The following is a 12957-nucleotide window of genomic DNA, read 5'->3' as shown; positions in this document are numbered from 1 at the left end:
TATCTATTTAATAGACTTTTTGAGTAAAATCATAAACCAAACGAAACCGATACTTATAATAACATGACCTAATCCAGCCATATGGCTTAAACCGTTAAAGTCAGTTCCATTTACTTGTAGAAGACCTCTACATACCATTGTTACGATAATAATAATTAATCCTGTATTATATACAACAAACCAGGCATGAAAACTTTTTGTTTCTTGTATTTGAAATACTTTAACTAAAGCAACAGCGACTAAAAAGAATATGAATCCAAGCACTAGTACGTGTGTATGTACTAATTGCAACATAGTGGAACCTTTAATTCCTTGTGCTTTCGTATACTCTCGCGCAAATACTCCTGATAATAAACCAATAATTAAGTAAATGAATGCTGCATTATATAATTTCTTCATTCTATTCCTCCTGCTGTAAACTTTCCATATTCGCTGCAATCATTTTACGCAAAGTTTATGAACGGAATATGAACAAAATATTACATTCTATTTTTAAAGAACAAAAAAGCCATTCCACAATTATTAATTGCGGAATGGCTTTTCAACTTATTTTAAATCATCAATTGTGAAAGCACCAGGCAGTAACTGCTCAACAGTCACTTCTTTTTCGTCACCTTTTACATTCGTTAGTAAAACTCGCATTTTCGGATCACAAAATTCAACAATCACTTGTCTACAAGCACCACATGGTGAAATAGGTCCGTCAGTTTCTCCTGTAATGACTAAGTAACTAAAGTCGCGCTCCCCTTCTGATACTGCTTTGAATATTGCTGTTCTTTCTGCACAGTTACATAAACCGTAAGAAGCATTTTCTATATTACAACCAGTATAGATTTTACCTTCTTTCGTAACTAATGCAGCACCAACCGGAAATTTTGAATACGGAATATACGCTTTCGATAACATCTTATTTGCTTCTTCAATATATTTTTTCTTATCCATATTATTTCCTCCTCAAAGTAAATGTAATGTTGATTAGTCAGTAATAACAGTATGAACTAATTTAGGAGCCACTGCTGTTTCAGCGATAGAAATATTTTCATAAATTTTTGCTTTTACATCTTCTACATTTTCACGATTTGCGTAGATCGTTACGAATGGCTCGCCTTCTTTTACTGCATCGCCAACTTTTTTACGTAACATTAAACCTACAGCTAAATCGATTTCATCTTCTTTCGTTGCACGGCCTGCACCAAGTAACATTGCAGCGATACCGATTTCATCTGCAACAATGTTTGAAATCACGCCTGAAGTTTTAGCAGGTACATCAATTATATACTTCGCTTGTGGCATTTTTTCTGGATTGTCTACAATTGAGCTATCTCCACCTTGATTGCTTAAGAACTCTTTAAATTTCTCAGTTGCTTTTCCGTTTTTCATAACTTCAATTAACATTTCACGAGCTTCTTCTAACGTATTTGCTTTTTTCGCAAGTACGACCATTTGACTTCCTAATACAAGTACTAATTCTGTTAAATCTTCTGGCCCTTCACCTTTTAACGTATCAATTGCTTCTTTCACTTCTAGGGCATTACCAATCGCAAAGCCAAGAGGTTGTGACATATCTGAAATAACAGCCATCGTTTGACGTCCTACATTATTTCCGATGCGTACCATTGCATGTGCTAATTCTTTTGCATCTTCTTCCGTTTTCATAAATGCACCTGCACCTGTTTTTACATCAAGTACGATTGCGTCAGCACCAGCTGCAATTTTTTTACTCATAATTGAACTTGCGATTAGAGGAATTGAATTTACTGTTCCTGTTACATCACGTAATGCATAAATTTTTTTATCAGCAGGTGTTAAGTTTCCTGTTTGTCCGATAACAGCTACTTTGTCACGGTTTACAATATCAATGAACTGCTCTTTCGTAATTTCAACGTGGAATCCTTCCACTGCTTCTAATTTGTCAATTGTTCCGCCCGTATGTCCTAAACCACGACCTGACATTTTTGCTACTGGTACATCTAAAGCAGCAACTAATGGTCCTAATACTAATGTAGTTGTATCACCAACACCGCCAGTTGAATGCTTATCTACTTTAATGCCTTCAATTGCTGATAAGTCGATCGTTTCTCCAGACTCCACCATTGCCATCGTTAAATCTGCACGTTCACGATCTGTCATATCTTTAAAGAAGATTGCCATTGCAAGTGCACTCACTTGATAATCAGGAATACTTCCGTCTGTATATCCATTAATAAAGAATTTGATTTCTTCAGTCGTTAATTCTTTTCCATCACGTTTTTTCGCAATAATATCTACCATTCTCATTGTAATCACCATTCCTTTTTATGTTATATTAATCTATTAAAATAATAAACCAACGATTGTTGCTGATAAGAAACTTACTAGCGTTGCACCGAAAAGTAATTTCAAGCCAAATCTTGCGACTACATTTCCTTGTTTTTCATTTAAGCTCTTAACTGCCCCTGCAATAATCCCAATTGAAGAGAAGTTTGCAAATGAAACTAAGAATACAGATATAATCGCTGTCGTTCTATCTGAGAAGTTGAAGTTCCCTTGCGCTAAATCTGTCATAGCGACAAATTCATTCGATACAAGTTTTGTTGCCATAATATTACCGGCATTAACTGCTTCATGCCATGGAACACCCATAATAAATGCAAATGGTGCAAATACATAACCAAGAATTTCTTGGAATGAAATACCGATTACACCTTTAAATACTGCATTAATGAATGCGATAAGAGCAACGAAACCAACTAACATAGCTGCTACTGTAATCGCAACTTTAAATCCATCGATAATATATTCCCCTAATACTTCAAAGAAAGTCTTCTTCTCTTCTTCTTGTACTTCTAACATATCTTCTTCTTCAGTAACTTCATACGGGTTAATGATAGAAGCAATGATAAAGCCACCGAATAAGTTAAGCACTAAAGCGGTTACAACATATTGCGGTTTTAATAACACCATGTATGATCCAACGATAGACATAGAAACTGTAGACATTGCAGATGCACATAATGTGTACATTCTTTTCTCTGGCAATAATCCTAGTTGTTTCTTAACTGAAATAAACACTTCAGACTGTCCTAAAATCGCAGAAGCTACCGCGTTATATGATTCTAGTTTACCCATTCCATTTACTTTACTTAATGCTAGACCGATAGATTTCACAATAATAGGTAATACTTTAATATGTTGCAAAATACCTATTAAAGCTGATATAAATACGATTGGCATTAATACACTTAAAAAGAATGAAAACTCTTTTTGATTTACTAATCCACCAAATACGAAATTCACACCATCAGCAGCATATTTTAATAATTCCCCAAAACCATCTGCTATTCCGCTAATTAATATATTCCCTACGCTTGTATTTAATAGTAAAAACCCCAAAATGAATTGTAATATAACCATCGTTATGATTGGACGATATTTGACTTTCTTTCTATCATTACTAGCAAGCCAAGCGATACCCAAAATCAATACAAGGCCAAAAACACCGATTAAGTATTTCATAAGCCATCTCCTCCCATTCGTATCCGCTTACATTCTTTTCAATTGTTAAAGCAATAGATACACTATACTTTGTGTATCTATCGCTTTTCACACTTTATTAATTAGTAGTTATCTGTAGCACCTTTTGCATCGTTTAATACGATTGCAACACTAGCACTTGCTCCAACACGAGAAGCTCCAGCAGCTACCATTTTATCTGCATCTTCACGTGTACGAACTCCGCCAGATGCTTTTACACCAACGTTTGGTCCTACCGTTTTACGCATTAATGCGATATCTTCAGCAGTTGCTCCGCCAGTTGAGAATCCAGTTGAAGTTTTTACGAAATCAGCGCCAGCTTTTACTGATAATTCACAAGCACGAACTTTTTCTTCGTCTGTTAGAAGGCAAGTTTCAATGATTACTTTTACAAGAGCTTTTCCTTTTGCTGCTTGTACTACTTCATAAATATCTTTTTCAACGAACTCATTGTCGCCATCTTTTAAAGCACCTACGTTGATTACCATATCAACTTCAGTTGCACCTTTTGCGATAGCATCTTTTGTTTCGAATGCTTTTGTTTCAGTAGTGCTTGCTCCTAATGGGAAACCGATTACAGTACAAACGTCTACATCATGTCCAGCTAATTCTTCAGCAGCTAGCTTTACCCATGTAGGATTAATACAAACAGAAGCGAATTTATATTCCTTTGCTTCCTCGATTACTTTCATAACATCTTCTTTTGTAGAATTAGCTTTTAAAATTGTATGGTCAATTAACTTTGCAATATTCATTATTATCACTCCTCATATCTTTTAACAACTTCATTCTAACTCTTAGTTGAACAAATGTAAATACACTTTTGAAATTTTGTTCATTCTTTTTTAAAAGGAATTTTCTTGTAGTAAATAAAGCGCATTCTAACTAAGAAACAATTCACATTTAAAATCAAAACTTTTATATTAACAATGGTAGTATGTATCTCAATATCCATAATTATTTTTAAAAAGGCAATTTGTATTCAAAAAACACTCCCATAATTTATACATAACAAAATAAAAGGCTTTCTCAAAATTAACATCTTGAGAAAGCCTTTTATTTCTAACCTTTTTGATAATGTAACAGTTCTTTTGCTGTATGCTGATCAATAATTAATACATTTGCATACCCGCCACGTAACGCACCATCAATTGCTTGTATTTTTCTATTACCACCTGCAACTAAAATAGAACGTTTCTTTAATTTAAGTTCCTCTAACTCAATTCCAATGGTACGCTTATTAATTTCTTCACTACTAATATTTCCGTCTCCGTCAAAGAAACGTGAACAAATGTCACCGACAGCTTGTTTTTTCAGAATGTTCGTTTCATCCTTATCTAAATATCCTAATCGGAATAATAACGCTTCATCACGCACTGTTCCGACAGTGAAAACTGCAATATTTGCTTGTTTCCCCATTTCAATAATGTGATGAATATGTCGATCCTGCTCTACTAATTCTTTTGTCACCGCATTATCAAATATAACTGGGAGCGGTAAATTTCTTGGTGTCGTTTGAAAAGCCTCTGCAAATAAAGCAATGGTCTCATTCGCATATGTATTTACACTCGAATGACTAATACCACCTTTTAGCTGGACAACTTCTACACCTTTCACATGTTGTGGTACGATTTTCCTAGCGATTTCATACATCGTCATTCCCCAGCTTACACCGACGATATCACCGTTTTTCACTGTCTTTTCCATGTACTCAGCCGCATATTTACTAATATACTCAGTAATCGTTGCATATTCTGGCACTGGAGAAAATACTACATGCGCCTCTAACAAGTTGTACTTTTCTTTCAATAAATTCCCAACGTTATCTAAATCAGCAAATGGATCGGCTATACTAATTTGAACAAATCCTTTTTCTTTCGCGTACTTTAATAATCTAGAAATCGTCGGTCTTGAAATATTTAATTTGTTAGCAATTTCTTGCTGACTATAATCAGATTGATAATATAATCTTGCAACTTCAACGCTTAATTGTTGTTTATCTTTTTCCATAGTAACTTATTACAAACCCTTTCCTGTATTTCCCTTTCGTTACAAGCATTATACAGCTTTATGCAAAAAAATTCGACTACCGAATTTTTACTAACTGAACTTCTACTTCACTTAGTATATACAATGAAACCTTTTTGTGTAGATTTACAAACTCGATATAGATACACTTGAAACATATAAATCGATTTATATGTAATTCATTCTTTTTTCTTTTTCTGTAGTAACGATAACAAGGCCGTTCAATAAGAAACATGAAACATCGTCTAAAAACTATTCAAATACCCCTCATAAACAGAAGATACTGTTTATGAGGGGTATTTATTCAATTTAAGTCTATAAAAATTGGATGGAAACAATGTAAGTTCTCACTTATTTAGAATAAGAGAAAAGATGATGTTGTATTTGTTCAATAAAATAATGATGGTGTATATTATCGTTAGATACTCGACTTGCCATAATAGCTCCCTCCATTGAAGATGCAAGAAAAGAAGCGAGCGATATAATATCTATATCTTCTTTAAGTTCTTGTTTCTCTATTCCTTCCTTTATGAGAGAGGCCATTAACATTACTGTATCATCATAACCTTTTGCTGCTGCTTTTTGTAATTCTGGAAATACTCCAGTACTTTCAATTGCGCTATTAAGTAATGGACAGCCTCCAGCAATAGGGGGGTTATTAGCTGCATCTTGATATACAAGGAATATTGCAAGGATTTTATCGATTGCTGTCTTTTTATTTTCCATCGCTTTATGAAAATGGTTCCACATAATCTCACCACTTTTGTCGTAGGCAGCAAGGACAATTTCTTCTTTATTTTTGAATCTACGATAAATAGCTCCTTTAGATAGTTCAGTAGCTGTCATTATATCCTGAATGGATGTATAAGTTATTCCATTAGTATTAAATAAATATAAAGATGTTTCAATAATCTTTTCTTTTACCTTATCAACTTTAGTCATGCTTTGTGGTCCTCCTAATAAAACGAACTTAATATTCAAGGTGATTTTTACTATGATTTTTTTGAATTTTTATTGTAAGTATAAATAAGTTTGAAGCAAAAATATCTTATCAATCCCTATCTTATAGGAACCTAAAACAATACAGTTTGAGGTTCATTAAATTATGTTATCTATAACATTCGAATGAATTTTCTGTTAACAATAATGTGAACAATCGGTTAATTCAGTCATATTATACAACTAATTCTATTTAAAACCATAGAAGAAGTAAAAATATATAGTTAATTTTAATGTATAGACATATAACTATTATATATAATTTTTATTAATATGTTTAGCTAAAGGGATGAGCTACTCCCACTTTCATTTCATTCTATAAAAGGGTAATCATTAATGATTGCTGTAATTTGATTGTAAATAAACAACCGATATATAAATATACTCGGTTTTTACTATTTTGATTTTGTTAATAATTTGTAAAAAGGGTTTAAAAAACTAGAATCTTATATAAATTAGAAGGAGAACCTTATGCAGAAAGAAAAATCAAAGATTCTAAGTAATTTAATTATGGAGGTAATAAGGTGAACTTTATTAAAATGAATCAAAAAGAACTTATTATGCTACTAGTTTATCCAATGTTTACACTATTTCAAATTGGCTTGTTCATATTATTTGGCATATCACTTTTAACTAATGTCAATTTAGTTGAATCAGAATTTGCTCTTGGTGCCATGAGCTTGACTATACCTACTATTCTAGGAGTAATGTTCTTTAGGAAAGAAATTATTCAAAGTTTTACTTATTTTAAAGAGAAGACAATTTTGAAAATAGTAAGTATTCCTATAGTGGTTTTATTTATGGTAATTGTGGAAAATTCTATTATGCATTTTCTAAATACAGGTCAGCCAGAGAACCAAGAACAGGTCCTTACACAAGGGGCAGAGATTCCTATTATATTCACATTGCTCCTATTTGGAATTATGGGTCCAGTAATTGAAGAAATTATGTTTCGCCATATATTATTAAATCGTTTTTCGCATTATGTTGGTACTGCTATTGCATCTATCATTTCAATTATAATTTTTACAGTACTTCATACGAACCAGCTTTCGGATATTGCTATTTATTTACCTGGATCGGTAATTCTTACTGCGGCTTATCTTATTTCTAACAGATCCATTGCATATGTTATGGCGATACATGTGTTAAATAATTCTATTGCTTTCATTCAAATGTACATGTCATAGTGAGACATATGTTAAACAATGGCATTACTTTCATTCTAAACTAGACTTGTTTCTGTTGCAGAGTTAAAAAATAGAAATAGATATTAATAAATGGGGAGTGCAATTTAGATAGTGACTAATGATTTGTGTAATTCCTTGCACGTCAAAAAACCACAGTTTGGATGTAAACTGTGGTTTTTTTATATAGGGGACCCACATCACAATTAAACTAAGAAAAGCAAATATCCTGAGATAAGAAAATTGGTATGAAGGTGTGAAATCAATTATAAAATGGTAGCTTTAGAATAAATGAAACGAGAAATTACCGTCATTGTTTATTTCTCATTTCATTTACATATTTATTTTTGGAAAAATAACCTAACTCCAAATACTAATAATACTGTGCCAGTAATACCCTCTATTGTACGGTTCACTTTTTCTTTTCTTAAAAAAGTTCTTAATTGACGTATTAGCGTGATATAAAGCAAATACCATATTGCTGTCAAAGTCGTAAATGTGAGTCCTAACAAAAGAAATTGGAAGAAATGACTTTGATTGCTCACAATAAATTGGGGTAAAAAACTTAGGAAAAATACTGCAGTTTTTGGGTTTAAAATTGCCGTAGTAAATCCTTGTCTAAAACTTTTAATTGCTCCAATATCTTTATAGTCCATTTCTACTGAACCTGACATATCTTCTTTTCTAGAAAAAGCACTTTTAATTGACTTCACAGCTAAGTACATTAAATAAAAAGCCCCAGCATATTTTATAAATGTAAATAACATAGCAAATTTCATTAGGATGGCAGAGAGTCCTAGCGTAGCCATTATTGTATGAATCATCATTCCAGATATCGTTCCTAAGACGGTCTTTATCCCACCATTTTTACCATGCGAGATAGTATTTTTTGTAACTAAGGCAAAACCAGGACCAGGCATAATTATGATTAGCATTGCTGTAAGGATAAATAATAAATAATTTTCCATGTTCTAATATTTCCTTTCTAATTTTTAATTTTGCTTACAGTATAGCTTTTTTCATTAAAACATTACATATAAAAGGCTTGATCAGAAGTTTATCTGGGTTATTAGTATCAATTTGGCTAAACATTATCCCAAAGCCATATTGATAAAACACATGGCAAACTTATATATCAAACGACAAGTTCAACTCTCACAAAAAACAGGATAAAAAAAATAAACAGCAGAACTAGTCCACTGTTTATTTCGCCACACCTTCATGTAATTTTTCTGTATAATCTTTAACATCTTTCCAGCTATCTTTCGCTGTATGTAAATCTTCTTTTATAAACGTAAACTCTTCCGGACTAATTCCTTTTACGTTTTGTAGTAAATTATTATATTTTGCACCTACTGTATACCATTGATTTGATATGTTTTGTAGTGCTGTAATTGCTGCATCAATTGTTTCTGTCATGTTTGTTGTTTTATTTTTTACATCTGTCAAAATTACGACTTCTGCTTGTGCACCTGAAATTCTATCTTTTAAATTGGCGATTGCTCTTTCTGCATTTGCGATATCTTTTTTCGCAACCGCAATCATCGGCCCGCCAGCAAGACATGTTATTAGAGCTACGCAAAGTACGCCACCAGCAATGACCATATCATTACTCTTTTTAATCGAATCGTTATATGTATTTATTTGTTGCTCTAATGCTGGAATACCAGCATTCGTACTCGCCAAAATCGAAGTTAATTGATTTGTATCTTCTTTAAAACTGTTTGTATCTTTCGCCATTCTATCGCGAAATGCTTTTAAATTCCCTAATAAAATATCTACTTCATTTTGATTTTTTAAAATGTCCGCATACAACTTTTCTAAATCTGCTTTTAATTTACCGCTATCCTTTTGATCAATCGCTACTAGCATGCTATTATAGTACGCTTGAAAAGTATTATTGTAATTAATAATATTTTGATCCGTTTTCATAATTTGAGGCTTCATATTATTTAACCAATACGCTGCATTAATTTTTGCATCTCTTTGGTGCTGAACCATATTTCCTTTCAACTCACTATTAATTGAACTTATTTTACTCAAATCAGTCTCTTGCTGATTTTGAATTAATTTTGCATATGAATCCATTGCAAATATGCTCGATGTCGTTTGCGCCATTACATCTTGGAAACCTGCTGGTCCAAGAGAATAATTTTTCGCATTTTCTTGCAATGTTTTTACGTTTTGTTCCGCTGCAAAAGGATGTAAAGGAAACGCGTTACTTGTTGCGAATCCAGCAATCATTATCGTTAAAAGACATTTTTTATAGAATTTATTACGCATAATTATCACCTATTCTTTTTATGAGGATATGAAACGTTAGAGGTAAAAAAAGCTCCTGCTCACTACTGAACAGGAGCTCTCTATTATTTAAAAATCATTTATCTGTACGTAATGCTGTAACAGTTCAATTACTATTATGCTTTTTTCGTATCTACTACTTTAATATCCTCAGCATAAATCTTTTCTGCATAGTCCTTAATGTTTTTCCAGCTATCTTTCGCAATGTTTAAATCTTCTTTAATGAAAACAAGATCGTTTGGACTAATTGAATCTACATTTTGAAGTAAAGAATTGTATTTTGATCCCATTGTGTACCATTGGTTTGAAATATTTTGTAACGCTGTAATTGCAGTATCAATTGTATTTGTTAAATACTCTGTTTGTGTTTTAATGTTCGTTAATCCTGCTACTTCTAATTGCGCAGTTGTAACTTGTCCTGTTATCTTTTGAATTTCTGCTTGTGCATTATCAAGCTCTTTCTTCGCTAATACGATTCCAGCTGTACCACCGCCTACAGCTGCTGCACCACCTGCAATTAATGCGACTCCTAGCGGTGTTCCTGCGCCCGTAGCAATAACTACTGCACCACCGATAATTGCAATTGGTCCTAGAGCTGTCGCAACAGATGAACCGATAATAATTGCATTATATTTACTAATTGCTTCATTGTACGTTGTAATTTGATTTTGTAATAGCGGAATTCCTGCATCTTGACTAGCTAATATAGATGTAATTTGATTTGCATCACCCTTGAAGTTTTGCGTATCCGAAGTCATTTTATTTCGGAATTTCTTCAAGTCTTCTACTAACTGATCCACTTGCGCTTTATTTTCATTAATACTACTTGATAATCTAGTTAGGCCTTTCGTAAGAGTCGCTTTATCTTTTGCATCTACTGCAGCAACTAAAGTATCATAATAGTTTTGGAATTTCGTATTGTAGTTAATGATATTTTGATTCGTTGAAATAAGCTGTGGTTTTAATACATCTAACCATTGCTTCGCATTTCCTCTAGCTGTATCTTGGTGCTGAATTACTTTCCCTTTTAAAGCCGCATCAACAGACGATACATTTCCAAAGTTAACATTACCTTGTTTAATAATTGTTAAAGCGTACAGATCCATTACTAAAGCGTTTGAACCTGTTCTTTCCATTGCATCTTTTAGGCCTTCTGGTCCTAATGAGTATTCTTCATAGTCATTATAAGCTTTTGCTACAGCGTGAACTGGAGCTTGTTTCACTGTACTTTCAGCTGCATACGTATGGGCCGGCATAATATTCCCTGCTGCAAATACTGCCATAAGTGCTGATAGAGCCATTACTTTATAAGGTTTTTTTGTCATTTTTCTTCTCTCCCTATATCGCTAATTATTTTTCTGTTTAATGTACTTCAACGTTTGTAACATAATCTTCAAATTGATTTGTTTGCTTATTCATTTCATCACTTACTTTTTTAAGTTGATTGAAATGTTTTTGAAGTAAACTACTGTCTGTATACGTGCCTTCTTCAATATTTGTTTGAATTTGGATCATATTATTATTGAAAACTTTCCAATCCGCTAATAACGTTTCTAAAGTTGCGATTTGGCGATCAATTAGTTCTGTAAAGCTACTTACTTGATCTTCAACGAATGTAATTTGAGTCGCCTCTGATTCAGTCTGTGATAACTTTTGAATAAGTGGTAATAGCTCTTTTTGCTTTTGTTGAATACGAAGAGCTGCTTCCCTAGTTTGACTATCTGCAGCATTTACAATTTCATTACTTAAAGTACCGATAGAAACAAAGTCGATTGTTTTCGTTTGTGCAGTTTGATTTGTAATTGTAAATACTTGTTTACCGATATTAATAGAACCTTTAATGATTTCTTGCGGTCTATTCAAAATAGTAGTTAGTTCAGCTTGAATTTCCCCTTGAATTCTTTTAATATCTTCTCTTAATTTCACAATATCCCCATTTGATCCTTGCAATGTTTTTATTGCTTCATCAGCTTTAGTGGATAAGTTGTTACTATCTTTGTCTAATACTGTTTTAAATCGATTTAACTCTAATAAATCTTGCTCCATACTCTCTTGGATGCTTTGTACTTGCAATTGTAATTTCCCGTATGCGCTTGTAAAATCTGCTTTTGCCTGTTCATCTTCATTTACTTTTCCTGCTAGTTCATAGAGCTTACTATAATAGCTATTAAATCTAGTACTATATCTCATCATCTCTTGATTTAAGTCGATTAGCTTCGGATTATATTCATCAATCCACTCTCTTACATTCGCTTTTGCAAATTTTTGATGATTCGTCAAACTACTCATAGCGTTTACCTTAATGTCTGGCTGTTGTAAAATAACTAATCCGTATGCTTGTATAAGCGGTGACTGTGACCCTAACATTCTAATTGAATTAGATAATGTATTTGGAGCAATTACATTTTGCGCATATACTGTTTTCACTTCTGTTTGCCCCTCCTTAGCGTAAGCGCTTACAGGAATGAAGCAACTCGTAGATACTGCTGTAACCAATAACCCTGTAATTAAAGTCTTTTTCACTTTAACTCCTCCTATGTATTAGCAACTATTACTATCGCATTTTATTATTCTATTTTCTTGCAATTAATTTGAGATGGTTACAATAGAGAACATTCTCACCGTGATTCATGTACGAACCATCTCTCCTAACTTTTTTCTACAGTACTTACTTATTGTTATAAAACATTTCATACCTTTTCATATGTGCTTAGTATGAATAAAGTTGTATAAAATTTCTATTCTATTGCAATTTCCACATTCATACAGTGAATATATTACATAAAAATATTATTCATTTAAAACTAATTCACGTATAAAAGTATGAAATTTCGTTTTGTTTTCAAGTAAGTTTTGTACTGTAAGGTCATTTAAACACAGCTATTTATATAACGTAAAGAAGTATTTTCATTCCCTTTATTTTCAATCT

12 protein-coding genes are annotated in these 12957 nt (G+C 32.6%); 1 reads left to right on the top strand and 11 read right to left on the bottom strand.

What is annotated here, in order from left to right; all coding sequences use genetic code 11:
* Positions 1–3: 3 nt before the first annotated feature.
* From JDS95_RS24845 to JDS95_RS24815, 7 genes are all read right to left on the bottom strand, one after another.
* The gene (locus tag JDS95_RS24845; protein ID WP_144467512.1) at positions 4–399 is read right to left on the bottom strand and encodes a DUF2871 domain-containing protein; all 396 of its coding nucleotides are present in this window, start codon (positions 397–399) and stop codon (positions 4–6) included.
* A gap of 147 nt (positions 400–546) precedes the next feature.
* Entirely contained in the window at positions 547–942 is a 396-nt protein-coding gene (locus JDS95_RS24840; protein WP_144467513.1) for a cytidine deaminase, read from the bottom strand.
* 33 nt (positions 943–975) lie between these two features.
* Complete coding sequence (locus JDS95_RS24835) at positions 976–2277, bottom strand: pyrimidine-nucleoside phosphorylase (RefSeq protein WP_002093789.1); 1302 nt, start codon at positions 2275–2277, stop codon at positions 976–978.
* 36 nt (positions 2278–2313) lie between these two features.
* The gene (locus JDS95_RS24830; protein WP_000876190.1) at positions 2314–3495 is read right to left on the bottom strand and encodes a NupC/NupG family nucleoside CNT transporter; all 1182 of its coding nucleotides are present in this window, start codon (positions 3493–3495) and stop codon (positions 2314–2316) included.
* Positions 3496–3596: 101 nt separating this feature from the next.
* Positions 3597–4268, bottom strand: a complete 672-nt coding sequence (deoC, locus tag JDS95_RS24825) for a deoxyribose-phosphate aldolase (RefSeq protein ID WP_001017434.1) — start codon at positions 4266–4268, stop codon at positions 3597–3599.
* 307 nt (positions 4269–4575) lie between these two features.
* Positions 4576–5523 (bottom strand): sugar-binding transcriptional regulator, encoded by a 948-nt coding sequence (locus JDS95_RS24820; RefSeq protein ID WP_000409788.1) that lies wholly within the window; start codon positions 5521–5523, stop codon positions 4576–4578.
* Between the two features lie 369 nt (positions 5524–5892).
* Complete coding sequence (locus JDS95_RS24815) at positions 5893–6483, bottom strand: TetR/AcrR family transcriptional regulator (RefSeq protein WP_000169658.1); 591 nt, start codon at positions 6481–6483, stop codon at positions 5893–5895.
* Between the two features lie 581 nt (positions 6484–7064).
* On the opposite strand from JDS95_RS24815, the gene JDS95_RS24810 reads away from it, so the two are divergent.
* Positions 7065–7730 (top strand): CPBP family intramembrane glutamic endopeptidase, encoded by a 666-nt coding sequence (locus JDS95_RS24810; protein ID WP_001009316.1) that lies wholly within the window; start codon positions 7065–7067, stop codon positions 7728–7730.
* Between the two features lie 338 nt (positions 7731–8068).
* Here the strand turns inward: JDS95_RS24810 and JDS95_RS24805 are convergent, their stop codons facing one another.
* The 4 genes from JDS95_RS24805 to nheA form a co-directional block, all read right to left on the bottom strand.
* On the bottom strand, positions 8069–8695 hold the full coding sequence (locus tag JDS95_RS24805; protein ID WP_000432984.1) for a LysE family translocator: 627 nt from the start codon (positions 8693–8695) through the stop codon (positions 8069–8071).
* Positions 8696–8930: 235 nt separating this feature from the next.
* Positions 8931–10010, bottom strand: coding sequence for a non-hemolytic enterotoxin subunit C (gene nheC / locus JDS95_RS24800; protein WP_001244619.1), 1080 nt, complete (start codon positions 10008–10010; stop codon positions 8931–8933).
* Between the two features lie 134 nt (positions 10011–10144).
* Positions 10145–11353, bottom strand: coding sequence for a non-hemolytic enterotoxin NHE subunit B (nheB, locus tag JDS95_RS24795; protein WP_000162968.1), 1209 nt, complete (start codon positions 11351–11353; stop codon positions 10145–10147).
* A 37-nt stretch (positions 11354–11390) separates the two neighbouring features.
* Positions 11391–12551 (bottom strand): non-hemolytic enterotoxin NHE subunit A, encoded by a 1161-nt coding sequence (gene nheA, locus JDS95_RS24790; protein WP_000751845.1) that lies wholly within the window; start codon positions 12549–12551, stop codon positions 11391–11393.
* Positions 12552–12957 lie beyond the last annotated feature (406 nt).

The organism is Bacillus cereus group sp. N24, assembly GCF_016483345.1.
Lineage (GTDB): Bacteria > Bacillota > Bacilli > Bacillales > Bacillaceae_G > Bacillus_A > Bacillus_A toyonensis.
The sequence above is the reverse complement of the archived record's forward strand: the minus strand, read 5'-3'. Positions and strand labels throughout refer to the sequence as shown.

Coding starts and splice junctions, on each gene's coding strand:
- JDS95_RS24805 (WP_000432984.1), bottom strand. CDS start 8,695: ATGGAAAATTATTTATTATTTATCCTTACAGCAATGCTAATCATAATT.
- deoC (WP_001017434.1), bottom strand. CDS start 4,268: ATGAATATTGCAAAGTTAATTGACCATACAATTTTAAAAGCTAATTCT.
- JDS95_RS24830 (WP_000876190.1), bottom strand. CDS start 3,495: ATGAAATACTTAATCGGTGTTTTTGGCCTTGTATTGATTTTGGGTATC.
- JDS95_RS24845 (WP_144467512.1), bottom strand. CDS start 399: ATGAAGAAATTATATAATGCAGCATTCATTTACTTAATTATTGGTTTA.
- nheB (WP_000162968.1), bottom strand. CDS start 11,353: ATGACAAAAAAACCTTATAAAGTAATGGCTCTATCAGCACTTATGGCA.
- nheC (WP_001244619.1), bottom strand. CDS start 10,010: ATGCGTAATAAATTCTATAAAAAATGTCTTTTAACGATAATGATTGCT.
- JDS95_RS24840 (WP_144467513.1), bottom strand. CDS start 942: ATGGATAAGAAAAAATATATTGAAGAAGCAAATAAGATGTTATCGAAA.
- JDS95_RS24820 (WP_000409788.1), bottom strand. CDS start 5,523: ATGGAAAAAGATAAACAACAATTAAGCGTTGAAGTTGCAAGATTATAT.
- JDS95_RS24815 (WP_000169658.1), bottom strand. CDS start 6,483: ATGACTAAAGTTGATAAGGTAAAAGAAAAGATTATTGAAACATCTTTA.
- JDS95_RS24835 (WP_002093789.1), bottom strand. CDS start 2,277: ATGAGAATGGTAGATATTATTGCGAAAAAACGTGATGGAAAAGAATTA.